The organism is Sphingomonas sp. Leaf20 (genome assembly GCF_001421535.1).
In the GTDB taxonomy this organism is placed as follows: domain Bacteria; phylum Pseudomonadota; class Alphaproteobacteria; order Sphingomonadales; family Sphingomonadaceae; genus Sphingomonas.
Window position 1 is genome coordinate 130946 of sequence record NZ_LMKN01000008.1, and the last position, 22124, is coordinate 153069.

The 22124-nt window shown below is 68.5% G+C and carries 28 protein-coding genes; 11 read left to right on the forward strand and 17 right to left on the reverse strand.

What is annotated here, in order from left to right:
- Positions 1 to 27: 27 nt before the first annotated feature.
- The gene (locus ASE72_RS08885) at positions 28 to 432 is read right to left on the reverse strand and encodes a flagellar biosynthesis repressor FlbT (RefSeq protein WP_056019814.1); all 405 of its coding nucleotides are present in this window, start codon (positions 430 to 432) and stop codon (positions 28 to 30) included.
- A 191-nt stretch (positions 433 to 623) separates the two neighbouring features.
- On the opposite strand from ASE72_RS08885, the gene ASE72_RS08890 reads away from it, so the two are divergent.
- From ASE72_RS08890 to ASE72_RS08905, 4 genes are all read left to right on the forward strand, one after another.
- Entirely contained in the window at positions 624 to 1922 is a 1299-nt protein-coding gene (locus ASE72_RS08890) for a flagellar hook protein FlgE (RefSeq protein WP_082445919.1), read from the forward strand.
- 28 nt (positions 1923 to 1950) lie between these two features.
- Positions 1951 to 4077 (forward strand): FlgK family flagellar hook-associated protein, encoded by a 2127-nt coding sequence (locus ASE72_RS08895; RefSeq protein ID WP_056019817.1) that lies wholly within the window; start codon positions 1951 to 1953, stop codon positions 4075 to 4077.
- Positions 4078 to 4094: 17 nt separating this feature from the next.
- On the forward strand, positions 4095 to 5003 hold the full coding sequence (locus tag ASE72_RS08900) for a flagellin (protein WP_056019820.1): 909 nt from the start codon (positions 4095 to 4097) through the stop codon (positions 5001 to 5003).
- 135 nt (positions 5004 to 5138) lie between these two features.
- Positions 5139 to 6137: an adenosine kinase gene (locus ASE72_RS08905; protein ID WP_056019823.1), complete on the forward strand. Its 999-nt coding sequence runs from the start codon at positions 5139 to 5141 to the stop codon at positions 6135 to 6137.
- Between the two features lie 224 nt (positions 6138 to 6361).
- Here ASE72_RS08905 and ASE72_RS08910 read toward each other — a convergent pair whose 3' ends face one another.
- From ASE72_RS08910 to hisB, 8 genes are all read right to left on the reverse strand, one after another.
- Positions 6362 to 7897: an amino acid permease gene (locus tag ASE72_RS08910; RefSeq protein ID WP_056019826.1), complete on the reverse strand. Its 1536-nt coding sequence runs from the start codon at positions 7895 to 7897 to the stop codon at positions 6362 to 6364.
- Between the two features lie 110 nt (positions 7898 to 8007).
- On the reverse strand, positions 8008 to 8385 hold the full coding sequence (locus ASE72_RS08915; protein ID WP_056019829.1) for a histidine triad nucleotide-binding protein: 378 nt from the start codon (positions 8383 to 8385) through the stop codon (positions 8008 to 8010).
- A gap of 158 nt (positions 8386 to 8543) precedes the next feature.
- Entirely contained in the window at positions 8544 to 8864 is a 321-nt protein-coding gene (locus ASE72_RS08920) for a phosphoribosyl-ATP diphosphatase (RefSeq protein WP_056019832.1), read from the reverse strand.
- A gap of 32 nt (positions 8865 to 8896) precedes the next feature.
- The gene (locus tag ASE72_RS20655) at positions 8897 to 9073 is read right to left on the reverse strand and encodes a hypothetical protein (RefSeq protein WP_183936834.1); all 177 of its coding nucleotides are present in this window, start codon (positions 9071 to 9073) and stop codon (positions 8897 to 8899) included.
- A 5-nt stretch (positions 9074 to 9078) separates the two neighbouring features.
- Entirely contained in the window at positions 9079 to 9852 is a 774-nt protein-coding gene (gene hisF, locus ASE72_RS08925) for an imidazole glycerol phosphate synthase subunit HisF (RefSeq protein ID WP_056019835.1), read from the reverse strand.
- Between the two features lie 217 nt (positions 9853 to 10069).
- Positions 10070 to 10804, reverse strand: a complete 735-nt coding sequence (gene hisA, locus ASE72_RS08930; protein ID WP_056022021.1) for a 1-(5-phosphoribosyl)-5-[(5-phosphoribosylamino)methylideneamino]imidazole-4-carboxamide isomerase — start codon at positions 10802 to 10804, stop codon at positions 10070 to 10072.
- On the reverse strand, positions 10801 to 11406 hold the full coding sequence (hisH, locus tag ASE72_RS08935) for an imidazole glycerol phosphate synthase subunit HisH (RefSeq protein WP_056019838.1): 606 nt from the start codon (positions 11404 to 11406) through the stop codon (positions 10801 to 10803). Before hisH ends, hisA begins: the two co-directional genes overlap by 4 nt.
- A complete protein-coding gene (hisB, locus tag ASE72_RS08940) occupies positions 11403 to 11990 on the reverse strand; it encodes an imidazoleglycerol-phosphate dehydratase HisB (RefSeq protein WP_056019841.1) in 588 nt (195 codons plus the stop codon). Before hisB ends, hisH begins: the two co-directional genes overlap by 4 nt.
- A gap of 71 nt (positions 11991 to 12061) precedes the next feature.
- Here hisB and ASE72_RS08945 point away from each other — a divergent pair, with 71 nt between their 5' ends.
- The 5 genes from ASE72_RS08945 to gmk all read left to right on the forward strand — a co-directional run bounded on the left by ASE72_RS08945 (position 12062) and on the right by gmk (position 15523).
- Complete coding sequence (locus tag ASE72_RS08945; RefSeq protein ID WP_056019844.1) at positions 12062 to 12547, forward strand: SspB family protein; 486 nt, start codon at positions 12062 to 12064, stop codon at positions 12545 to 12547.
- A 186-nt stretch (positions 12548 to 12733) separates the two neighbouring features.
- Positions 12734 to 14122: a class II fumarate hydratase gene (gene fumC, locus ASE72_RS08950; RefSeq protein ID WP_056019847.1), complete on the forward strand. Its 1389-nt coding sequence runs from the start codon at positions 12734 to 12736 to the stop codon at positions 14120 to 14122.
- 268 nt (positions 14123 to 14390) lie between these two features.
- Complete coding sequence (locus tag ASE72_RS08955) at positions 14391 to 14603, forward strand: hypothetical protein (RefSeq protein ID WP_056019850.1); 213 nt, start codon at positions 14391 to 14393, stop codon at positions 14601 to 14603.
- Positions 14600 to 14800: a hypothetical protein gene (locus tag ASE72_RS08960; RefSeq protein ID WP_056019853.1), complete on the forward strand. Its 201-nt coding sequence runs from the start codon at positions 14600 to 14602 to the stop codon at positions 14798 to 14800. The genes ASE72_RS08955 and ASE72_RS08960 overlap by 4 nt, the downstream gene beginning before the upstream one ends.
- A gap of 72 nt (positions 14801 to 14872) precedes the next feature.
- Positions 14873 to 15523 carry a guanylate kinase gene (gene gmk, locus ASE72_RS08965; protein ID WP_056019857.1) on the forward strand — a complete coding sequence of 217 codons (651 nt, stop codon included), beginning with the start codon at positions 14873 to 14875 and terminating at the stop codon, positions 15521 to 15523.
- A 91-nt stretch (positions 15524 to 15614) separates the two neighbouring features.
- On the opposite strand, the gene ASE72_RS08970 is transcribed toward gmk, so the two are convergent.
- Genes ASE72_RS08970 through ASE72_RS08980 form a run of 3 tightly spaced genes read right to left on the reverse strand, consistent with a single transcriptional unit; the run spans position 15615 to position 17178 of the window.
- A complete protein-coding gene (locus tag ASE72_RS08970; protein WP_056019860.1) occupies positions 15615 to 16295 on the reverse strand; it encodes an ATP12 family chaperone protein in 681 nt (226 codons plus the stop codon).
- Complete coding sequence (locus tag ASE72_RS08975) at positions 16292 to 16510, reverse strand: hypothetical protein (protein ID WP_056019863.1); 219 nt, start codon at positions 16508 to 16510, stop codon at positions 16292 to 16294. The genes ASE72_RS08970 and ASE72_RS08975 overlap by 4 nt, the downstream gene beginning before the upstream one ends.
- The gene (locus ASE72_RS08980) at positions 16507 to 17178 is read right to left on the reverse strand and encodes an HAD-IA family hydrolase (RefSeq protein ID WP_056019866.1); all 672 of its coding nucleotides are present in this window, start codon (positions 17176 to 17178) and stop codon (positions 16507 to 16509) included. Before ASE72_RS08980 ends, ASE72_RS08975 begins: the two co-directional genes overlap by 4 nt.
- A gap of 113 nt (positions 17179 to 17291) precedes the next feature.
- On the opposite strand from ASE72_RS08980, the gene ASE72_RS08985 reads away from it, so the two are divergent.
- On the forward strand, positions 17292 to 17786 hold the full coding sequence (locus ASE72_RS08985; protein ID WP_056019869.1) for a DUF1440 domain-containing protein: 495 nt from the start codon (positions 17292 to 17294) through the stop codon (positions 17784 to 17786).
- A 267-nt stretch (positions 17787 to 18053) separates the two neighbouring features.
- Here ASE72_RS08985 and ASE72_RS08990 read toward each other — a convergent pair whose 3' ends face one another.
- The 3 genes from ASE72_RS08990 to ASE72_RS09000 all read right to left on the reverse strand — a co-directional run bounded on the left by ASE72_RS08990 (position 18054) and on the right by ASE72_RS09000 (position 20585).
- Positions 18054 to 19355, reverse strand: a complete 1302-nt coding sequence (locus ASE72_RS08990; protein WP_056019871.1) for an RluA family pseudouridine synthase — start codon at positions 19353 to 19355, stop codon at positions 18054 to 18056.
- Positions 19352 to 19726, reverse strand: a complete 375-nt coding sequence (gene crcB / locus ASE72_RS08995) for a fluoride efflux transporter CrcB (protein WP_056019873.1) — start codon at positions 19724 to 19726, stop codon at positions 19352 to 19354. The genes ASE72_RS08990 and crcB overlap by 4 nt, the downstream gene beginning before the upstream one ends.
- Before the next feature lie 124 nt (positions 19727 to 19850).
- Positions 19851 to 20585, reverse strand: coding sequence for a hypothetical protein (locus tag ASE72_RS09000; protein ID WP_056022024.1), 735 nt, complete (start codon positions 20583 to 20585; stop codon positions 19851 to 19853).
- Between the two features lie 117 nt (positions 20586 to 20702).
- Here ASE72_RS09000 and ASE72_RS09005 point away from each other — a divergent pair, with 117 nt between their 5' ends.
- A complete protein-coding gene (locus ASE72_RS09005) occupies positions 20703 to 20924 on the forward strand; it encodes a hypothetical protein (RefSeq protein WP_056019876.1) in 222 nt (73 codons plus the stop codon).
- Between the two features lie 59 nt (positions 20925 to 20983).
- Here the strand turns inward: ASE72_RS09005 and ASE72_RS09010 are convergent, their stop codons facing one another.
- Positions 20984 to 21583, reverse strand: a complete 600-nt coding sequence (locus ASE72_RS09010) for a glycine zipper 2TM domain-containing protein (RefSeq protein WP_056019879.1) — start codon at positions 21581 to 21583, stop codon at positions 20984 to 20986.
- 108 nt (positions 21584 to 21691) lie between these two features.
- Positions 21692 to 22117: an OsmC family protein gene (locus ASE72_RS09015; RefSeq protein WP_056019882.1), complete on the reverse strand. Its 426-nt coding sequence runs from the start codon at positions 22115 to 22117 to the stop codon at positions 21692 to 21694.
- Positions 22118 to 22124: the final 7 nt, after the last annotated feature.

A 22124-nucleotide genomic window follows, 5' to 3' on the forward strand; every position in this document is an offset into this window, starting at 1 on the left:
CGTGGATGCCCCCGTGGACTCAGCGCGTCATGCCGCGACATTCTGCAACCGTCCCAACGCCTCCGCCTCGTACGCGATCAGCGAACGGCAGGCGGCCAGCGCGCGGTAATATTCGCCGGTCGCGATCAGATGCGCGAATTGCGTGCAGGCGAGCTTGGCGGGTTCGGTCTCGAACGCGTCGAGCAACTCGGACAGGCGCGCGACGACGTCGTCGTGATGCGCGACACGGTGGCGGTCGTCGATATACGCCATCATGCACGCCAGATAGAGCCGTCGCGCGGGGCTGTTCGCCTCGCCGGGGGTCATGATCTCGCGGCCGCGCAGGATCGCTGCGGGGTTCTCGATGATCAGGTCGCACCGGCGGCCCGCACGCAGCACCGCCCCGTTCACCACCATCTGTTCGCCGTCACGCAACGTGATCCGCAACGTCATCGCATTCGCTCCCGTGTCCGATAGGTTGCGTTATAGGATGCGCGGTGTCCCCGCGGTCGTGACCGGCAGTTTTTGCCGCCCCGGATCGGCGCGAGAAATCGGTGCGTCGCCAGACCGATAGGCTGCGCACCCTCCTATAACGATGCAAATGGAGTGCCGGTGCGCTCCGATCGTCCGGGAGATAACCCACCGTGAGTCTGTATTCCGCCCTGTTTGCCGGCGTGTCCGGTCTGTCCGCCGAGTCGAGCGCGATGGCGTCGGTCGCCGACAACATCACCAACATCAACACGGTCGGATACAAGGCGGTCGACAGCCAGTTCAGCACGCTCGTCGGCGACGGTCGCGCGGGGAGTGTCTATGCAGCGGGGGGCGTCGCGGCCCAGCCCAAGACGCTGATCTCCAAACAGGGCCTGCTCCAGGCGTCGTCGAGCTCGACCGATCTCGGGATCGACGGGCCGGGCTTCTTCGTCACGCGCACCGGCGCCGGCCCCGCCAGCGGCGTCGCGCTGACGCGCGCGGGCTCGTTCTCGCCCGACAAGGACGGGTTTCTCAAGAACACCGCGGGTCTGTACCTGCAGGGCTGGCGGCTCGACGCGGCGGGCGGCTATGTGAATACCGGCAATGTCGGTTCGCTCGAGCCGATCCGCGTCAGCGACCTGACCGGATCCGCCGCCGCGACCAGCCGGCTTCAGATCCGCGCCAATTTCCAGTCCACGACCGCGGCCCAGCCCGGCTATGCGTCGGGCGACATCGCCGCGGGAACCGCGACCGCCGACTTCAACCGCTCGTTCGACGTCTATGATCAGCAGGGCAATGCGCACCGGCTGACGCTCGGCGTGGTCAAGACCGGGTCGAACACCTGGGCCGGCGAGATCTATGCGGTCCCGGCAAGCGACGTCGGCGCGGCCAACGGGCTGCTCCGCGGGGGCACGATCAGCTTCAATCCCGATGGCAGCCTCGACATGGCGGGCAGCGACGCGGCGTTCTTCACGCCGTTGCAGCCGGCATGGACCAATGGTGCGGGCGCGCAGCCGATCGCGCTCGATTTCGGGTCGGACGGCGGCCTTGCCGGCTTCACGCAATTCTCGAGCGCGTCGTCGGTCATCACCTCGTCGGTCGATGGCGGGACGCTCGGCAATGTCTCGTCGATCAGCGTGTCCCGCACCGGGCGGGTCAGTGCGCTGTTCGAGGACGGCACCAGCCGCGCGATCTTCCAGCTGCCGATCGCGACCGTCCCCAACCCCGACGGCCTCAGCCGCGCGACGGGCAACGCGTACTCGATTTCGGACGAATCGGGCGCGTTCGCGATCAACCCGCCGGGGTCGCTCGGCGCGGGATCGATCGACTCGTTCAAGCTCGAGGCCTCGACCTCGGATCTGGCGCTGGAGTTCACCAACATGATCCGCTTCCAGCGTGCGTACAGCGCATCGTCGAAGATCATCACGACGGTCGACGACATGCTCCAGGAAGTCAGCAACCTGAAGCGATGACCGCGCGCGGGGATAAGGGGAGGGCGTCGTGTCGCTGAGCGAGATCCTGTCGTCGGCGCTGTCCGGGCTGGGCGCGTCGCAGGCGGGCATCCGCACCGTCTCGAACAACATCGCGAACGTGAACACGCCGGGGTATGCGCGCGAGACCGTCGCGTTGCAGACCGGGATCACGTCCGGCCGGGTCAGCGGCGTGGTCGTCGGCGAGCCCGGCCGCGTCGCCGACAAGTTCCTCGAGGCGACGGTCTACACGCGCGGCGGGGATGCCGGGCGCGCGGCGGTCGAGGCGGGCTATCTCGACCGGCTGCAGGCGCTGCTCGGCGCGACCGGATCGGAGACGGCGCTGCCCGCGCGGCTCGACGCGATCACCACGTCGGCGATCGCGATGACGGGCGCAAGCGGGGGCGCGGCGATCGCCGGACCCTTTGTCGGCGCGGTCGAGGACGCGATCGGATCGATGCGGCAGCTCGGTAGCGACGTCGACCAGCTGCGCGGCGATATCGAGGGCGAGGTCGGCGACACGGTCGGCCGGATCAACCTGCTGCTGCAATCGATCGACACGCTCAACGCCTCCGTCTCGCGGCTGCAGGGGCTCGGGCGAAGCTCGGCGGGGCCGGCCGACCAGCGTACGAGCGCACTCGAGGAACTGAGCGGGCTGATCGGCATCACCGCGCGCGAACAGGCAAACGGGCGCGTCACGATCGAAACGGCAACCGGGTTGCCGCTGCTCGACCAGCGGCTGCGGCAATTATCCTATCCGACGAGCGGCACGGGAATCGCGCAGCCGCACTATCCGGGAATCGAGCTGCGGTTCGCGGATCATGACGGGACGATCGGCGCGACGACCGGGACGACGCTCGACACGCCCGCGACGGGCGGCAAGCTCGGCGGGCTGCTCGATCTGCGCGACCGGCAGCTGCCCGCGTTCAGCGGCAGGATCGACACGCTGTTCGCCGGGCTGGCGCAGACCGTCAACGCCGCCGCGAACAGCGGCACCGCGGTGCCCGCACTCGCGTCGCTTGCGGGCCGCGCGACCGCGCTGTCGGGCAGCGATCGTGCGGGCTTCACCGGCGCCGCGCTGGTCGCGGTCACGCGCGCGGACGGGACGATGCTTGCGAGCACGACGCTCGATTTCGACGCGCTCGGCGCGGGCGCGACGCTCGACGACGCGGTCGCCGCGATCAATGCCGGGCTGGGCGGCGCGGCGACCGCGCGCTTTGCCCGCGGCGTCCTGACGATCGACGCGACCGCGCCGGGGACCGGCATCGCGGTGGCGCAGGATCCTGCAAGACCCAGCGCGCGCGGCGGCGTGGGGCTGTCGCAGTATTTCGGGCTCAACGACCTCGTCCGCAGCGACGCGGCCACGCTGACGCCGTCGGGATTCACCAGTGCGGATACGCATGGCTTCGCCGCGGGCGAGTCGGTCGATCTCGCGTTGCGCGATGCGGCCGGGCGGATCGTGGTGCGGTACAGCCTGACCGACGCGGCGGGGCCGACCTATGGCGATCTCGTCACCGATCTCAACGCAGGCCCGCTTGGCCATTATGGACGGTTCACGCTCGACGATCTCGGCCGGCTGCGGTTCGCCGCCAGCACGACCGCGGCGGGTGCGACGCTGTCGGTGGCGTCGGACAATACCGACCGCGCCGGGACCGGACGGTCCTTCTCGTCGATCGTCGGCCTCGGCAGTGTGGGCGCGGGGGCAAGCACGGGATCGGGCACGGGCGCAGCGCTGGCCGGGGCAGGCGTGCGCCGGGACATCATGGCCAACCCCGCGCGGTTGCCGCTCGCCCGGCTCGAGCCCACCGCGATCGGGCAGAAGGCGCTGGGACCGAGCGATCGCCGCGGCGCGACCGCGATGGTCGATGCACTCGCAGCCGCGGTCGATCTCGGCGATGCGGGCGCGATGACGATCACGCGCTTTTCGGCCGTCGTGCTGGGCGATGCCGGATCGGCCGCCGCGCGTGCCGCCGACCGCGCCGACCAGATGACCGCGCGGCGCGACGACGCGATCAACCGGCGCGATACCGTGTCGGGGGTCAATATCGACGAGGAGCTCGGCCAGATGGTCGTGCTGCAGAACAGCTATGCCGCCGCGGCGCGCGTGATGACGACCGCGAGCGCGATGTATGACACCCTGCTCGAGATGATCCGCTAGACCAAGGACGACGACCGATGACGCGCATAGCCACGATCCCGCTGCAGCGGACCCTGTCGGGGGCGGTCCAGCAGGCGCAGCGGCGCCTTGCCGATACGCAGCTGCAGCTGAACAGCGGCAAGAAGGCGAAGGACCTCGCGGCGCTTGGCGGCGCGGCGGTCCGGACGCTGTCGGCGCGCACCGCGCTCGCCACCCAGGCGGCGCAGAGTGCCGCGACCAGCCGCCTCGGCACCACGCTGTCGCTGTACGAGGTGAACATCACCGCGATCGATACGGTGGCGAGCGATCTCAAGACGCAGCTGATGGCCGCGGTCGGCACCGGCTCGACCGCGACGTTGCCCGGGGCGATCGACAGCGCCTTCTCGCAGATCCGCAGCGCGCTGAACGCGACCGATGGGTTCGAGCCGCTGTTCGGCGGGGCGCAGGGTGACGAGGTCCCGTTCAAGCCTGCGACGCTCGCCGATACGATCGGCGTCACCCCGGAATCGGCGTTCGGCAATGACGATGTCCGCGCGGCCGCGCCGGTCGGCGGCGGTGCGACGCTCACCTACGGGATCACCGCGCGCGATCTCGGCAGCGGTCTGCTCGCCGCGTTCCAGACGCTCGCCGCGGCGGGCCCGATCGGCGACACGCCGACCGGGGCGCAGCGCGACGCACTGAACAGCGCGATCGGGCAGATCGACGCCGCGCTGCCGCAGGTGCGCGGGCTGAATGCCTCGAACGGATTGCGCCAAACGCAGATGGCGACGCTCGCATCGCGCGCCGACGACCGCGCCGCGCTGCTCCAGAAACTTGTGTCCGACAACGAGGATGCCGATTACGGCGAAATCTCGATGGCGCTGACGCAGCAGAAGACGATGCTCGAGGCGAGCTATGCGGTGTTCGGCCAGGTCTCCAGCCTCAGCCTCGTCAACTATCTGCGCTGACCGGGGCGCACCCGGCGCCCGATCCGGGAGCGCGCCCGCAATGCCCGCCAGCGATGGTCGGCGTGGCGCCAAGGTTGCACGCATGTCCGGCGCGATTTACGGCGACGTTTTCCCGTTCGGTCCGGAGACTGTATCTTGAGCACGCCTACCTATGACGTCGTCGCGATCGGCAATGCCATCGTCGACATCCTCAGCACCGCCGACGACGCGTTCATCGCCGAGATCGGTGTCGCCAAGGGGTCGATGCAGCTGATGTTCTCGTCGGAAGAGGCCGATGCGCTCTACGCCAAGATGGGCCCCGGGCTCGAGGTTTCGGGCGGGTCGGCCGCGAACACCGTCGCCGGCGTCGCCGCGCTCGGCGGCAAGTGCGGGTTCATCGGCCAGGTCGCCGACGACCAGCTCGGCCAGGTCTTCGCGCATGACGTGCGCAGCATCGGCATCGAGTTCGCGACCCCGGTCCGCGCGGGCGACCCGACCACCGGCCGCTGCCTGATCTTCGTGACGCCCGATGGCCAGCGGACGATGAACACCTTCCTCGGCGCGGGCCAGTATCTGCCCGCCGCGGCGATCGACACCGCGATGATCGCCGACAGCGCGATCCTGTATCTCGAGGGCTATCTCTGGGATCCCGAAGAGCCGCGCGCCGCGATGCGCGCCGCGATCGACTGCGCACGCGGCGCCGGCCGCAAGGTCGCCTTCACGCTCAGCGACGTGTTCTGCATCTCGCGCCACGGCGGCGATTTCCGCACATTGCTCAGCGACGGGCTGATCGACATCCTGTTTGCCAATGAGAGCGAGCTCGCGGCTCTCGCCGAGACCGAGGATTTCGACGCGGCGGTCGCGAAGATCTCGGCGCAGGTCCCGACGCTGGTCGTCACGCGCGGCGAGCATGGCGCGTGCGCGATCCAGAACGGCACGCGCGCCGAAGTGACGGCCGAGCCGATCGCCAAGGTCGTCGACACGACCGGCGCGGGCGACCTGTTCGCGGCGGGCTTCCTCCACGGCCAGGCGCAGGGCCATGACCTGCATGCGTCGCTCAAGCTCGGCGCGGTCTGCGCGGCCGAGATCATCAGCCACGTCGGCGCCCGCCCGATGGTCGACCTGAAGGCGCTGGCCGCCAAGCATATCGGCTAAGGAACGGCTGCACGAATCCTCCCCCGCAAGGGGGAGGTGGCGCCGAAGGCGACGGAGGGGGCGGCAGGCGATCCCTCAAGTTCCGTATCCTCCCCCTCCGACCGGCAAGTGCCGGCCACCTCCCCCTGGCGGGGGAGGATCAGGGTGCTGCCATCTGACAGCGGGCCACGCACAAAAAAAGGGCCGCGGGAGTTTCCTCCCGCGGCCCTTTTTTGCGTCCCGTCTCAGTGGCTGCCCGGGGGCGCCATGTCGATCGGCTCGCCGCCATCGGCCATGCCGCGACCGAGATAGCTCTTGCGGTAGCCATAGCAGAAATAGATCACGAGGCCGACTGCGCCCCAGATCGGCAGCACCGCCATCGCCTCATAGGGAAGCGAGAAGTACAGCCCGATGCAGCCGACGATCGTCAGCGGCGCGACGATCCAGGCCGCCGGCGTGCGGAACGGACGATGCCGGTTCGGCTCGCGCTTGCGCAGGATCAGCAGTGCGATCGCGACCATCATGAACGCGTAGAGCGTGCCCGCATTGGCGATGTCCGCGAGCTGCCCGACCGGAAGAAACGCGGCGGCGAACGCGACGAACACGCCGGTGATCGCGGTGACGATATGCGGCGTCTTCCACTTGGGATGCACGCGGCTGAGCACTTCGGGTAGCAGGCCGTCGCGGCTCATCACGAAGAAGATGCGCGTCTGACCGAACATCAGGATCAGGATGACCGACGGCAGCGCGAGACCGGCGGCATAGCCCATCCAGTTGCCGACATTGGCATAGCCGACCTGACGCAGGACATGCGCCAGCGCCTCGTTCGAGCAGACCAGCGCCTGCGCATTGGCGGGGATCAGGCAGGCGCGCGCGAGTTCGGCCGACCCGGTGGTGAACGGCACGCCGTCGGCGCCGAACAGCGGCTGTCCGCCGATCGTGCCGATCGCACCCGCTGCGACCAGCATGTAGAACACGGTGCAGATGCCGAGCGAGGCGATCAGCCCGATCGGCACGTTGCGCTGCGGATCCTTGGTTTCCTCGGCCGCGGTCGAGACCGCGTCGAAGCCGACATAGGCGAAGAAGATCGTCGCCGCCGCGCCGACCACGCCCAGCCCGTTGCTGCCGAGGATGCCGGTGGGGAGGAACGGCTCGAAATTGGCGCCCTGCGTCTTGGGGAGCGTCAGCGCGACGAAGGCGGTCAGCGCGACGACCTTGATCGTCACCAGCACCGCATTGACGCGCGCGCTCTCGGTCGTGCCGATCATCAGCAGCCAGGTGATCAGCAGCGAGATGACGACCGCGGGCAGGTTGATCAACCCGCCGGGCATGTACGGCCCGTGCGACAGCCAGGTCGGGAGTGTTATCCCGAACGTCTCGTGCAAGATCGAGCCCGCGAAGTAGCCGGACCAGCCGACCGACACGGCACTCGCGGCCACCGCATATTCGAGGATCAGCGCCCATCCGACCGTCCAGGCGAGGAGTTCGCCCATGACCGAATAGGTATAGGTATAGGCGGAGCCAGCGACCGGGGCCATCGCCGCGATCTCGGCATAGCAGAGCGCGGCGACGACGCAGACCGCGCCGGCGACGACGAAGCTCAGGATCATGCCCGGCCCGGCCTTCTGCGCGGCGGCGGAGGTCAGCACGAAGATACCCGTGCCGATCACGCAACCGATGCCGAGCATGGTTAGCTGGAACGCGCCCAGCGATCGGTGGAGCGACTTCTTCTCCGCCGTCGCCAGGATGGCGTCCAGTGACTTAACGCGACCAAAAATCAATTCGGTTCCCCCCGGGGATTGCGAGGGCCGGTCCACTGGCCCCCTTGCTCAAGCCGGGAAGCCTAATGGCAATTTTATTACGTGCAATGCTTTAGTGGCGGAAAGCCGCGCTATCCGGCCAGCATCGCGCCGAGTGGACGCCCGCCGAAGATATGAACGTGCAGATGCGGTACTTCCTGATGCCCGTGCTGGCCGATATTGGCGAGCAGGCGATAGCCCGGCTCGACCAGCCCCGCGGCGCGCGCGACCGTCCCGACCGCGCGGATGAACCCGGCGATCTCCGCATCGCCCGCACGCGCGGAGAAATCGTCCCACGAGACATAGGCACCCTTGGGGATCACCAGCAGATGCGTCGGCGCCTGCGGGTTGATGTCGTGGAACGCGATCGCGAACGCGTCTTCATAGACGCGGTTCGACGGGATCTCGCCGCGCAGGATCTTGGCGAAGATGTTCTGGTCGTCATAGGGCTGGGTGGCGTCGATCGGCATGGGGCTTGCTCCTTGGCACACTGGCCCCGCCTATACCGTTCGTCCCGAGTAGCCGTCGAGCCTGTCGAGACGGCGTATCGAGGGACGGCGTCCGGGGCATGTCCGTCGATACGGGCTCTCGGCTTCGCTCGATCCCTACTCGGGACGAACGGAGCAGATCACCCCGTCCGCGCGGCCTTCTCGACCAACCCGCCGACCCCTTCGCGCCGCTCCAGCTCGACCCGCACGTCGTCGAGGCTCAGCCCGGCGTCCGCCAGCAGCACCGCGAGATGGAACATCAGGTCGGCGGCCTCGGGGACGATGCTCGCTTCGTCGCCCGAGCACGCGGCGATCACCGTCTCGACCGCTTCCTCGCCGAGCTTCTGCGCGATCTTCGGGCGGCCACGCGCGAACAGGCTGGCGGTGTAGGAGGTGTCGGCGGGCGAATCGCGGCGCGCGCGGATGGTCGCCTCCAGGCGGTCGAAAACGGGGTCTGCCATGCCGCGCGTGCTGACGCAGGCGCGCGGGCGGGTCAATCCTTTGCGCGCGGCGGGCGCTTCAGGAACCGCTTGCGCAGCGCGCGGCGGACCAGCCAGACGCCGATCGCGGCGACCGCGAACAGCGCGATGTCCGACGTCTCGGGGCCGGTGCGCGGATGCACCACGCCGCTATGCCCCGACTGCACCGCGACCAGCGGCAGCGTCGCCATGCCGGTCAGGCCGACCGCAGCGGGGTTCGCACCGGGATCCCCGCAGCCGCGAGCGCGGCGTGCGCGTCGCCGATCGACGCCTGGCCGAAATGGAAGATCGATGCGGCGAGCACTGCACTCGCATGGCCGTCGCGGATCCCGGCGACCAGATCGTCGAGCCCGCCAACCCCGCCGCTCGCCACGACGGGCACCGCCACGCGGTCGGCGATCGCGCGGATCAGGTCGAGGTCATAGCCGCTGCGCGTGCCGTCGCGGTCCATCGAGGTGACGAGCAATTCGCCCGCGCCGAGGTCGGCGAGCCTCACCGCATGCGCGATCGCATCGATCCCGGTCGCGCGCCGGCCGCCATGCGTGAACACTTCCCAACCCTCACCCGAGCGCCGTGCGTCGACGCTCGCGACGCAGCACTGGCTGCCGAAGCGTTCGGCGATGTCGGCGACGAGCTCGGGGCGCTCGACCGCGGCGGAATTGACCGCGACCTTGTCCGCACCCGCGAGCAACAACGCGCGCGCATCGTCCGCGGTCCGCACGCCGCCGCCGACCGTCAGCGGCATGAAGCACACCGCGGCGGTCCGCCGCACGACGTCGAGGATCGTCCCGCGGCCCTCATGGCTCGCGCCGATGTCGAGAAAGCACAATTCGTCCGCACCGGCGGCGTCATAGGCGCGCGCCTGCTCGACCGGATCGCCCGCGTCGCGCAGCTCGACGAAGTTCACGCCCTTCACGACGCGGCCGTCGGCGACGTCGAGACACGGGATCACGCGCGCGCGGACGGTCATGCGCTTGCCCGAAGAAAATGGTCACGCGGAGACGCGGAGACGCGGAGACGCGGCGGAGCCGCTAAGAGTGATTCACGCGAAGGCGCAAAGGCGCGAAGAGAAAGCCGACTTCCTGCTCTGCCTTTCTCGCTCTTCGCGCCTTTGCGCCTTCGCGTGAACCCATATCTGCCTGCGGCGCCAAAAGACTCTCCGCGGCTCCGCGTCTCCGCGTGCCCCCTCATGCGGCCTTCGCCACGCTCAAGGCCGCCGCGAGATCGAGCCGGCCGTCGTACAAAGCGCGGCCCGTGATCACGCCCTCGACCCCGTCACGGACATGCAGCGCGAGGACATGGATCTCCGCGATCCCCTTCACCCCGCCGCTAGCGATCACCGGAATGTCGACCGACCGCGCAAGGTCGACGGTCGCCTCGACGTTGCAGCCCTTGAGCATCCCGTCGCGGCCGACATCGGTGAACAGCAGCGACGCCACGCCCGCGTCCTCGAACCGGCGCGCGAGATCGACCGCGCTCGTCGTCGAGACGTCGGCCCAGCCCTTGGTCGCGACCATGCCGTCCTTCGCGTCGACCGCGACGACGATGCCGCCGGGGAAATCCTTCGCCACGCCGCGCACGAAGTCGGGATCCTCGAGCGCCGCGGTGCCGATCACGACTCGCGACACGCCCAGGTCGAACCAGCCCTCGACATTGGCACGCGTGCGGATGCCGCCGCCGAGCTGCACATGCCCGGGAAACTGCGCGACAATCGCGCGCACCGCGTCGCCATTGACCGAGGCACCCGCAAACGCGCCGTCGAGATCGACGACGTGCAGATGCTCGGCCCCCGCCTCGGCGAACAGCATCGCCTGCGCGGCGGGATCGTCGCCATAGACGGTCGCGCGGTCCATATCGCCCTCGGCGAGGCGGACGACTTGCCCGGCCTTGAGGTCGATCGCGGGGAAAACGATAAGGCTCACGGCCGCCACTCCAGAAAACGTTCGAGCAAGGCCAGGCCGTAGCGCTGGCTCTTCTCAGGATGAAATTGCACACCGATCATCGTGTCGCGCCCGATCGCCGCGGTGACGGGGCCGGCGTGATCGGTGGTCGCAAGCACGTCGGCGCCTTCAAACGCGAAGCTGTGCAGGAAATAGGCCTCGCCCGGCGCGATCAGCGGATGCGCGGTGGCCGGGACCACGTCGTTCCAGCCCATATGCGGCACCTTCGCGTCCATTGTCCCCGGCTCGAGCCGTCGCACGCGCCCGGCGACCCAGCCGAGCCCGGCATGCGTCCCCATCTCTTCGCCTGCCTCGGCCATCAACTGCATGCCGACGCAGATGCCGAGGAACGGCGCGCCCTCGTCGCGCACGCGCCGGTTCAGCGCCTCGACCATCCCCGGCACCGCGCGCAACGCCGCCGCGCACGCGCCATAAGCGCCGACGCCGGGCAGCACGATCCGATCGGCCTTAGCGACGACATCGGCGTCGGCCGTGACGATCAGGTCGCTACAGCCCGCGGTGCGCAGCGCGTTCTCGACCGAATGCAGGTTCCCCGCGCCGTAATCGATCAGCGCGAGCGTCACAGCATCCCCTTGGTCGACGGAATCGCGTCGGCCTTGCGCGGGTCGATCTCGATCGCGGTGCGCAGCGCGCGCGCGACGCCCTTGAACGCGGCCTCGGCGATGTGATGATTGTTGGTGCCGTACAGCGTCTCGACGTGCAGCGTGATCCCGGCGGCCTGCGCGAAGCTGTGGAAGAAATGCTCGAACATCTCGGTGTCCATCGTGCCGAGCCGCGTCTGCGAAAACAGGTCCTTCCACACCAGCCACGGCCGTCCCGAAATATCGAGCGCCACCCGCGTGAGAGTCTCGTCCATCGGCGAGAGCGCATCGCCGTACCGCGTGATGCCGCGCTTGTCGCCGAGCGCCTGCGCGAACGCCTGGCCGATCGCGATGCCGGTATCCTCGACGGTGTGGTGCTCGTCGATGTGCAGGTCACCCTTGGTGCGGACGGTGAGATCGATCAGCGAATGGCGCGAGAGCTGTTCGAGCATGTGATCGAAGAAACCGACGCCGGTCTCGACGTCGTAAACGCCGGTCCCGTCGAGGTTTATGGTGACGTCGATCGCCGTCTCGGCGGTGGAGCGGGAAATCGTGGCGGTGCGCATTCCGACTCCCATAACGGACCGTACGGCGCATGCAATCTTGACCGGCATCCGAATACCGCTACCCAGAGGGAATGAGCGATGGACTGCCCGATAGCCTGATTCCGTACGACGAGATCGTGCAAGAAGCCCTGCGTGCCGTGGTCGGCCGCGTGCTCGGCTCCGTGTCGGAGGCCGGCGGGCTTCCCGGCGAGCATCATTTCTACATCACCTTCAAGACGCAGGCACCGGGAGTGGAAATCCCCAAGCGGCTGATCGAACGTTTCCCGGACGAGATGACGATCGTGATGCAGAACCGCTATTGGGACCTCGTCGTCGACGATACGCGCTTCTCGATCGGGCTGAGCTTCAACCAGGTCCCGTCGAAGCTGGTGATCCCCTATTCGGCGATCACCGCGTTCCAGGATCCCGCGGTCAGCTTCGAACTGCGCTTCCAGGCGCAGGAGGGCGCCGACGAGGCGCTCGGCGAGCATGACGAACCCGAGAATGACGGCCCCACCGCGGTGCCGATCGAGGACGGCTCGAACGTCGTCGCGGTGGATTTCAAGCGGAAGAAGTGACCGTTTCTCCCTCTCCCCCCGGGGGAGAGGGAAGGGGCCCGCCGCGCTTGCGGTGGGAAGGGTGAGGGGGCGTTGGGACACGCGTCCCGAGCCTCACGCCCCTCTCCCTTCCGTCGCCTGCGGCTCCTCCCTCCCTCTCCCCGAAGGGGCGAGGGACCCACGCAAGCCCCGGAAGGTTCTCTCCCCATGACCACCCGCACAGAAACCGACTCGATCGGCCCGATCGAAGTCCCCGCCTACGCCTATTGGGGCGCGCAGACCGAGCGATCGGTCGAGAACTTCCCGTTCGGCACCCGCGAACGCATGCCGATCGAGATCGTCCACGCGCTCGCGCTCGTCAAACAGGCCGCCGCCCGCGTGAACCGCACGCACGGCCTCGACGCCACAATCGCCGACGCAATCGACGCCGCTGCGCAGGAAGTCATCGACGGCAGACTCGACGACCAGTTCCCGCTCGTCATCTGGCAGACCGGCAGCGGCACGCAGTCGAACATGAACGTCAACGAGGTGATCGCCGGCCGCGCCAACGAGCTGCTCACCGGCACGCGCGGCGGCAAGTCGCCGGTCCACCCCAACGACCATGTCAACATGAGCCAGTCGTCGAACGACAGCTTCCCGACCGCGCTCCACATCGCCGCCTCGCTCGCCGCGACGCGCCGGCTCTTCCCCGCGCTCGACCGGCTGAAGACCGCGCTGCAGGCCAAGGCGGATGCGTGGACCGACATCGTCAAGATCGGCCGCACGCATCTGCAGGACGCGACGCCGCTCACGCTCGGCCAGGAATTCGGTGCCTATGCCAATCAGGTCTATCGCTGCGGCCGCCGGATCGAGCCGGGCGTCACCAACGGCACCAACCGGCTCGCGCAGGGCGGCACCGCGGTCGGCACCGGGCTCAATGCGCCCAGGGGGTTCGCGGAGGATTTCTGCAAGGCGGTCTCCGACCTGACCGGCCATCCGTTCATCCCCGCGGAGAACAGCTTCGAGGCGCTCGCGTCGAACGACCCGCTCGTCCATCTGTCGGGCACACTCAACACGCTCGCGGTCGCGCTGACCAAGATCGCCAACGACATCCGCCTGCTGGGCAGCGGCCCGCGCTGCGGCTTCGGCGAGATCGATCTGCCCGCGAACGAGCCCGGCAGCTCGATCATGCCCGGCAAGGTCAACCCGACGCAGTGCGAGATGCTGACCATGGTCGCCGGCCAGGTGATGGGCAACCATGTCGCGGTCACCGTCGGCGGAATGCAGGGGCATCTCGAACTGAACGTGTTCAAGCCGCTGATCGGCGCGAACGTGCTGCGCTCGATCGACCTGCTCGCGACCGCGATGGAGGGTTTTGCGGAACGCTGCGTCGACGGGATCGAGCCCAATCGCGACCGCATCGCCGACCTGCTCGACCGCTCGCTGATGCTCGTCACCGCACTGGCCCCCGAGATCGGTTACGACGCGGCGGCAAAGATCGCCAAGCACGCGCACGTCGAAGGACTGACACTCAAGGAGGCTGGCCTCGCGCTCGGGCTGGTCGATGCGGAAACGTTCGACCGGGTCGTCCGGCCCGAGTCGATGCTCGGCCGCTAACATCCCACCCCGTCATCCTGACGAAAGTCAGGACCCAGAGCCAAAAGCGTTGCGCGTCGTAACTCTGGATCCTGGATCAAGTCCAGGATGACGGGTGGTGTGTACGTCCTCCACCGCCGTCATCCTGACGAAAGTCAGGATCCAGGATTACTCAGCGAGACGATCGTAGCTCTGAGTCCTGACGTTCGTCAGGATGACGGGTGGTGGTGAAGCCGGGAACCCAAACGCCCGTCGCGCGCTAACCCGCCACACGCGAAGGAGAAATTACGTGGGCGCAACGACCATAGGCGCGCTGATCGGCGCAGGCATCGACTCGCTCAGCGGCGATGACGGCAATGCGGACGGCGCGATCATCGGTGCGATCACCGCCAACGTACTCAAGATCGTCGTGCCGCTGGCCGTGACCTATGCGATCGGCTGGGCGGTGCTGCGCGGTGCAGCGGAACTCAAAGACCAGGTTTTCGGAGAGGTTAAGTCATGATCGGACGTATCATCAGTGCATTGGTTGGCCGCGAAATGGGCCGTCGCGACGGTTCGGGTGGCGCATCGGGCGCGGTCAAGGGCGTGGTCGCGATGGGGCTGATGCGCCGTATGGGGCCGCTCGGCATGATCCTCGGCGGCGGCTATGCGGCCAAGAAGGCGTATGACCGCAACAAGGCGCGCAAGTCGGGCTACTGATCCGCCGTCCGAATGACACAAGCGGGCCGCGCATGGGTTGACGCCCATGCGCAGTCCGCGGCAAGGGCGCGCATGCCCCACACACTTCCGTCCGACCCGCATGGTTTTCGTCGCCGCGGAGTCCTGTTCGTCCTGTCCTCGCCGTCGGGCGCCGGCAAGTCGACGATCGCGCGCCGATTGCTCGCGGACGAGCATGAGCTTGAGATGTCGGTCTCGGTGACGACCCGCGGGATGCGGCCGGGCGAAGTCGACGGCAAGGATTATCATTTCACCGATCTCGAGGGCTTTCGCGACATGGTCGCGAAGGACGAGTTCCTCGAATGGGCGCACGTCTTCAACCACCGCTACGGCACGCCGCGCGCGCAGGTCGAGGAGATGCTGGCAGCCGGCAAGGACGTGCTGTTCGACATCGACTGGCAGGGCGCGCAGCAGCTGTTCCAGATCGCCGGCGGCGACGTCGTCCGCGTCTTCATCTTCCCGCCCTCGATGGAAGAACTCCACCGCCGCCTCACCAGCCGCGGCACCGATTCGACCGAGGTGATCGACGCGCGCATGTCGCGTGCGGCGAACGAGGTCAGCCACTGGGACGGCTATGATTATGTGCTGGTCAACGACGACGTCGACAGCTGCATTCGCGGCGTGAAGACGATCCTCGCCGCCGAACGCCTCAAGCGTTCGCGCCAGACCGGCCTGATCGGCTTCATCCGCCGCCTGACCCGCTAACCCCGTCATCCTGACGAAAGTCAGGATCCAGAGCCAAGAGCTTCGACGTCCGCGGCTCTGGATCCTGGATCGAGTCCAAGCTGACGAGACGTCAGAGCATCCCCAGGAACGCCACGCCGCGCGCGAATTCCTGGCGCTTGAGCTCGCGCAGCTCGGCCGCCTGCCAGTCCTCGCCCCACATCTCGATCGACCAGTCCTCGTCGATCCCCGCCGCCGTCCAGGCCGCGTCTGCGTCGAGCCGGCCCTCGATCAGCGCCAGCCCGATCACCAGCGATCCCGTCAGTGTCACCACCGGCGACAGCCCCGCCAGCCGGAAATCGTCATACGCCGCGACCGCCTCGTGCAGCCGCGCAATCGTCGCGTCGGGTTGCGCGACGTGCATCACCCCCGCAGTCACCGCGAACGTCACGTCATACCGGCCGCGCGCCCAGTCGAGCAGTGGATCCCACGCCGCCGCCTGCCGCTCGACGAGTAACGCCGGCCCCTCGGCGCGGTAACAGAGCAGGTCGCTCTCGCCATACGCCGCCAGCCGCGCGGCAAACTGCGTCGGGTCGTTCGCGATCGGATCGGTCGCCGCATTGGCAAGGCCGGTCAGCGGCATCGTCCGCGGATCGATCGTCTCGCCGACGGCACGCCATTCCTCCGCGACCGCCTCCGCCAGCGCCGCGGTCGGCAACGCCAGCGGCCGCCGCCCGGGCGTCCGCACCGGCTTGCCGTCAAGCGTCACCACGCGATCCGCATCGATCGCAACGTCTTTCCAGAACCGCTTCATTGGGGTGGACTCCGCCAGCGATGCGCCAGGCTGCGCGGCACGGTCGCGATCATCGCCATCGCCGACAGCACGATCGCCGTCCCGAGGATCTTCGGTCCCATGTCATGCGCGCGCGCGATCAGGATGAGGCCGAGCAACGCCCCCGCGACCCCCGCCAGCCGCACGACCACCAGCACGAACCAGCGCCGCTGCGCCAGCTTTTCGCCGTCGGTCATGGCCCCGTCCTCGAATCCGCGACCATGTGCAGCAGCTGCGATACCGCGGTCGCGACGACGTCCGCCCCCGCATCCGACAATTCGTGGACCGCGTGATAGCCCCAGGCGACGCCGACCGCGCGCACCCGCGCCGCGCGCGCCATCGCCATGTCGAAGCTCGTATCGCCGATCATCGCGGTCGTCGCCGCGGTCGCACCCGCTTCGGCGATCGCCGCGAACAGCATCGCCGGATCAGGTTTCGACGGATGGCGGTCGGCGGTCTGCAACGTCACGAACCGGTCGGTGATCCCGTGCGCGGCGAGGATGTGCGCGAGCCCGCGGTCCGACTTGCCCGTCGCGACGCCGAGCACCCAGCCATCGTCGGCAAGCATCTGCAGCACGTCGGCGATCCCGTCGAACAGGGGCTCGTCGGCGAGTTCGCCGCTCGCGCGCATCGCATGGAACGCGGCCTTGTAGTCGGCCGCGAGCGAACGATGCAGCGCCTCGTCGGCCTGTGGCAGCAGCACCTGCATCGCCTCGACGAGACTGAGCCCGACGATCCGGCGGATTTCGCCACGCGGCGGCGGGGCGAGCCCGGCCTTCTCGAACGCGCGCTCGCACGCGACGCAGATGTTCGCCTGGCTGTCGACGAGCGTGCCGTCGCAATCGAACACGGCAAGGCGGATCATGAGAGTTTCCAACGCATTCCTGCCTCGTAGATCAGCCGGGCGGACGAGGGAACGCCAAACCGGAACGCGGCTCGCCCTCGACGGTTCGTGTCGCAGACTTCAGGAGATCCACGATGGCGCACGCACCGACCGACACCCCGAACATCTGGGCCGCCGCTGCGGCAGGGCTGGTCGCAGGGCTTGCCGCGTCGTTCGTGATGGATCGTTTCCAGGCCGGCGTCGCCGCGCTCTCGTCGTTGGACAGCGACGCGGAACCTGCGACCGAGAAGGCAGCGGACAAGGTGTCGCAGGTGGTGGTCGGGCACGAGATCCCCGACGATCGCAAGCCGCTTGCCGGGCAGGCGGTGCATTACGCGCTCGGGGCAGGGTTGGGGGTCGTCTATGCGGTCGCGGCGGAATACCGCCCGGCGGTGACGGCGGGCTACGGCACCGCGTTCGCACTGGCGAACACCGCGCTGCTCGACGAGGCGGCGGTGCCGGCGGTGGGTCTGGGTGAGGCCCCCTGGAAGACCGCGCCGTCGACGCATCTGTATAGCGTCGCGTCGCATATGGTGTTCGGGACGGTGACCGAAGGGGTGCGACGGCTGCTGCGCGGGTGGATGCGGTAAGCCCGGCGTCCGCTCCCACCAGTGTTCCCCCGCGAAGGCGGGGGCCTAGGAATCAAGCAGCGCTACGATCGTGGCCCTGGACCCCCGCCTTCGCGGGGGAACAGTCAGGCGGGCACCCTCAGCCACCACCACCACCCCGGCGAAGGCCGGGGCCCAATTGGGACACGTCGCTAACGAAGCGCATCGCTCAGTTACCGCAACTTCTCCAATTGGGCCCCGGCCTGCGCCGGGGTGGAGTTAGACTAGCGTGCCGATCTCTCCGCTAGATCAGCGCGAACCCGGCCCCGTACGCGGGCCACTCGGCTTCCCCCCCGGACGACCCCGCCCGCCAGGCTTCGCGCCCTCGACCCGAGGCCCGCTCCGCGGCGCGCCGAACTTCGAGCCCGCGCCCGTCCGCGCGCCACCCGTCTTCGGCCCCGCGGGCTTGCCACCTGGTGCCTTGACGTCCTCCACGACACCGCGGCCGCGCCGCTCGCCACGCCGTTCCTTGCGCACCGACTTCGCATGCGCCCGCGCCCGCGACTTGATCTCCTCACGCGACGGCGGCGTCTTCTCGTCAAGCTGCAGCGCGTCGCCGAGCTTCTCGTCGAAGCCCAGCTGTTTCAGGCTTTCCGCGAAATGCGTCGGCAGGTCGGCGGTCACGTCGATCGACCCGCCATCGGGGTGATCGACCCTGATGCGTCGCGCATGCAGATGCATCTTGCGCGAGATCCCGCCGGTCAGGAACGCCGCCGCGCCGCCATATTTCCCGTCGCCGACGATCGGATGCCCGATCGCCGCCATGTGCACGCGCAGCTGGTGCGTGCGCCCCGTGAACGGCTGCAGCTCGACCCACGCCGCACGGTTGCCCGCACGCTCGATCACGCGGTAGCGCGTCCGCGCGGGTGCGCCCTCGGCCTCGTCGACGTGCATCTTCTCGCCGCCGGTGCCGGGCTGCTTGCCGATCGGCAGCTCGATCATGCCGTCCTCGATCGACGGCACATCGACGACCAGCGCCCAATAGACCTTCCGCGCGGTGCGGCCTGAAAACGCCTTAGCGAAGAACGCCGCCGCGCGCGACGTGCGCGCCACCAGCAGCGCGCCGCTCGTATCCTTGTCGAGACGATGGACCAGCTTGGGCCGGCCCTCATTGTCATACTGGAGCCCGTCGAGCAGCCCGTCGACATGCTGCGTCGTCTTGGTCCCGCCCTGAGTCGCCAGACCCGGCGGCTTGTTCAGCACGAACGCCTGGAAATCCTTGTGGATGACCATGCTCTGCGCGAGCTCGGTCTCTTCGTCCGACAGGATGACGCGCTCGCGGACGCGCCGGGGTTTGTCCACATCGGCCGCAGCCTTGTCGGCTTCGGGCGGGGGCACGCGGAGCATCTGCCCCGCCGCGATCCGGTCGCCCGGGGTCGCGCGCGCGCCGTCGACGCGCAGCTGGCCGGTACGCGCCCACATCGCCACCGTCGTGAAGCTCGTCTCGGGCAGATGCCGCTTGAACCACCGGTCGAGCCGGATGCCGTCATCGTCGAACCCGACATTGTATTCGCGAAAGTTCGTATCGCTATCGTTTTTGCCCGCGGTCATGCGACGGCCCTTACTGCGGAGAGACCCGCGAACAACGCGGCGATCGAACCGATCACCGACACCAGGATATATCCGAGCGCGAGGCCCGGCGCGCCACGCTCGGCCATCGTGACGACGTCGAGCGAGAAGGAGGAAAAGGTCGTGAACCCGCCGAGCACGCCGACGCCGATCAGCAGCCGCCAGCCCTCGGGCGCCGCATTGCGCGCGAGCACGCCGACGAGCACGCCCATCAGCAGCCCGCCGACGAGGTTTACCGCCAGCGTGCCGAACGGATAGCCCGCACCGAGCAGCGCGGTCATCGCGCGACCCGTCAGATAGCGCGCGCCGGATCCGACCGCACCACCGACCATGACGTAAAGAAGGGGAGACATGCCCGCGCCCTAGCGCGAATCGCACAAAACGGAAAGCAGCGTTGGCGGGGCGCGTGGGGTACGGCCTGGCGACGTGTCGGCGTGGCTGCCCGGTCGATCCTGCGCGCGCTCCGGCTTCGGCTCGTCAGCGTCCCGCGTTCGACACCAGGTCGACGTCGCTCCCGCCGTCGGCGCGCGGGGTCACGTACACCACATACGCATCCTCGCCGCGAACGCCGCCCAGCACGTGCTGGCGTCCATCGGTGCTGTGCCCCGCGGAATAGCCCGCGGTGCTGGCCTTGGTGTAGTAATAATCGAGCAGGCGCTGGGTCGCCGCGCCGCTCGAAAAGCTGACGACACGCAGGCGGCAGCCCTGCTGGTCCGCACCCGCCGCTTCGGACAGCCGCGCATCGGGATAGAGCGGAAGATCGGCCGGCAGCCGGTTCGCCCAGCCCGCGCCATAGCCGATGGCGCGCGCGCAGGCCGCGGCGTTCGGCGTCCCTTGCCGTTCGGCAAGCGCGCCGAGCGTCAGCGCGCCGTCTGCGGCCTTGCAGTCGGGACAGTCGGTCGAGGGCGCAGGCGCACGCTTCAGCGTCCGCGGATCGACCGGATCACCGCGGCGGATGATCATGTCGGGCGGGATCGCGCCCGATGCGGGGCGGGTCGGCGGGCGGATCACGTCGTCGTTCGACGATTGCGTCAGCGCGGGGTCGACCATGATCTGATCGGCAAGCGCGGCGCGGAGTGCCGGGTCGTCCGCATTGCCGTTGGTCAGCTCGGCATCGAGGCTGGCAAGGTCCTGCTGATCGACCGCGGGCTTGTTGCACGCGACCAGCGCAAGCGGGAGGATCATCGCCACGACGGGGAGGGAGCGTATCATCACGCGGACCTTATGCACCGGCGGGCGTGAAGAAAGCGTTTTTGGTCGCGAGAGCGGCAGAGAGGGGTTCGCCGCGCTTGTCTTGTCGCGGGCGGCGCGACTCGCCATGTTGGGAGCATGCTCAATATCGTCTCGATCCTCATCGGCCTCGTCACCCTCGCACTGGGCCTCGTCGCGTTCATCCCGCTGCTCGGATGGATGAACTGGCTCGTCATTCCGATCGGTATCGTCGGCGCGTCGGTCGGCGCGCTCTCGTCGGGCAATGCCGGGCGCAACCTGAACATCGTGCTGATCATCATCTTCGCGCTCCGGCTGATGCTCGGCGGCGGCATCATCTGATCCCATGAAAAAGGGCCCGGTGTCGCCACCGGGCCCCATCACGTCGTGTATCGCGCGGATCAGCGGCAGCGCACGTTGCCGCGATCGATCGACTGGCCGAGCACGGCGCCACCGCCCGCACCGATCAGCGTGCCGAGCAGCTGCGACCCGCCGCCCGCGATCACGTTGCCGAGCGCGCCGCCGGCAAGACCGCCGATGATCAGCCCGGTCGTGCCGTCGTTGCGGCGGCAGTAATAACGGCCGTTGCCGCCGCGATAGATGCGGTCGTTACGCCCAAGCCGACGCTCCTGATAATAACGGCCATCACGGTAATAGCGGTCGGCGAAATAGCCGCGCTGCCCGCGCTCGAAGCGGTTATGGTCATAACCGCGATAGCTTTGCCAGTTGCGCCCGTCGTTGCGGCGATCCTGGCGGATGTCGCGAATGTCACCGCGGCGATCCTGGCGCGCGTCGCGCACCTCGTCGCGATACTCACGACGTGCATCGCGCACGTCGCCGCGCGAATCGGCGCCGCGGACGTCGCGGCGATAGTCGCGACGCGCATCGCGGACCTGGTCGTTATATTTCTGGTTGGCGCCGCGAACCGTGGACTGCGCGGTGGCGGGAAGCGCGCCGAATGCCGTCGCCGCGAGTGCTGCCGAAAGAAGCGCGATACGCATCAAATGTCTCCTGACTGTCTTGCGCGATGAACGGCCGGCTGCCGTCCGGAGTTGCGTGAACCGCAAACTACGATTCGTTCAGCCGGCCGTCAGGGACACGTCGTCCGATCAGGCGAGCGTGTGCTCGAGCGTGATCTCGGCGTTCAGGACCTTCGACACCGGGCAGTTTGCCTTGGCATCCGCGGCGATCGCCTCGAATTCCTCGGGCGAGATACCCTCGACCTTGGCGTTCAGCGTCAGCGCCGACTTGGTAATCTTGAACCCGTCGCCGTCCTTGTCGAGCGTCACCTTCGCGCTGGTCTCGAGCGTGCCCGCCTCATAGCCCTTGCCCGCGAGCGCGAAGCTCAGCGCCATCGTGAAGCAGCTCGCATGCGCGGCGGCGATCAGCTCCTCCGGGTTGGTACCGGGCTCGTTCTCGAACCGCGTGTTGAAGCCATAGGGGCTGTCCGAGAGCACGCCCGACTGTGTCGAGACATGGCCCTTGCCGCTCTTGCCGAGGCCGTCATATTTGGCCGAACCGCTGCGTGTGGTCATCGTTCTT

Coding starts and splice junctions, on each gene's coding strand:
- ASE72_RS08915 (WP_056019829.1), bottom strand. CDS start 8,385: ATGCCGATCGACGCCACCCAGCCCTATGACGACCAGAACATCTTCGCC.
- ASE72_RS08945 (WP_056019844.1), top strand. CDS start 12,062: ATGAGCGATGGACTGCCCGATAGCCTGATTCCGTACGACGAGATCGTG.
- ASE72_RS09005 (WP_056019876.1), top strand. CDS start 20,703: ATGCTCAATATCGTCTCGATCCTCATCGGCCTCGTCACCCTCGCACTG.
- gmk (WP_056019857.1), top strand. CDS start 14,873: ATGCCCCACACACTTCCGTCCGACCCGCATGGTTTTCGTCGCCGCGGA.
- ASE72_RS08900 (WP_056019820.1), top strand. CDS start 4,095: ATGACGCGCATAGCCACGATCCCGCTGCAGCGGACCCTGTCGGGGGCG.
- ASE72_RS08975 (WP_056019863.1), bottom strand. CDS start 16,510: ATGACCGACGGCGAAAAGCTGGCGCAGCGGCGCTGGTTCGTGCTGGTG.
- ASE72_RS20655 (WP_183936834.1), bottom strand. CDS start 9,073: ATGGCGACGCTGCCGCTGGTCGCGGTGCAGTCGGGGCATAGCGGCGTG.
- ASE72_RS08970 (WP_056019860.1), bottom strand. CDS start 16,295: ATGAAGCGGTTCTGGAAAGACGTTGCGATCGATGCGGATCGCGTGGTG.
- fumC (WP_056019847.1), top strand. CDS start 12,734: ATGACCACCCGCACAGAAACCGACTCGATCGGCCCGATCGAAGTCCCC.
- ASE72_RS09015 (WP_056019882.1), bottom strand. CDS start 22,117: ATGACCACACGCAGCGGTTCGGCCAAATATGACGGCCTCGGCAAGAGC.
- ASE72_RS09000 (WP_056022024.1), bottom strand. CDS start 20,585: ATGATACGCTCCCTCCCCGTCGTGGCGATGATCCTCCCGCTTGCGCTG.
- ASE72_RS08990 (WP_056019871.1), bottom strand. CDS start 19,355: ATGACCGCGGGCAAAAACGATAGCGATACGAACTTTCGCGAATACAAT.
- hisB (WP_056019841.1), bottom strand. CDS start 11,990: ATGCGCACCGCCACGATTTCCCGCTCCACCGCCGAGACGGCGATCGAC.
- hisF (WP_056019835.1), bottom strand. CDS start 9,852: ATGACCGTCCGCGCGCGCGTGATCCCGTGTCTCGACGTCGCCGACGGC.
- ASE72_RS08920 (WP_056019832.1), bottom strand. CDS start 8,864: ATGGCAGACCCCGTTTTCGACCGCCTGGAGGCGACCATCCGCGCGCGC.
- ASE72_RS08980 (WP_056019866.1), bottom strand. CDS start 17,178: ATGATCCGCCTTGCCGTGTTCGATTGCGACGGCACGCTCGTCGACAGC.
- ASE72_RS08960 (WP_056019853.1), top strand. CDS start 14,600: ATGATCGGACGTATCATCAGTGCATTGGTTGGCCGCGAAATGGGCCGT.
- ASE72_RS09010 (WP_056019879.1), bottom strand. CDS start 21,583: ATGCGTATCGCGCTTCTTTCGGCAGCACTCGCGGCGACGGCATTCGGC.
- ASE72_RS08885 (WP_056019814.1), bottom strand. CDS start 432: ATGACGTTGCGGATCACGTTGCGTGACGGCGAACAGATGGTGGTGAAC.
- ASE72_RS08985 (WP_056019869.1), top strand. CDS start 17,292: ATGGCGCACGCACCGACCGACACCCCGAACATCTGGGCCGCCGCTGCG.
- crcB (WP_056019873.1), bottom strand. CDS start 19,726: ATGTCTCCCCTTCTTTACGTCATGGTCGGTGGTGCGGTCGGATCCGGC.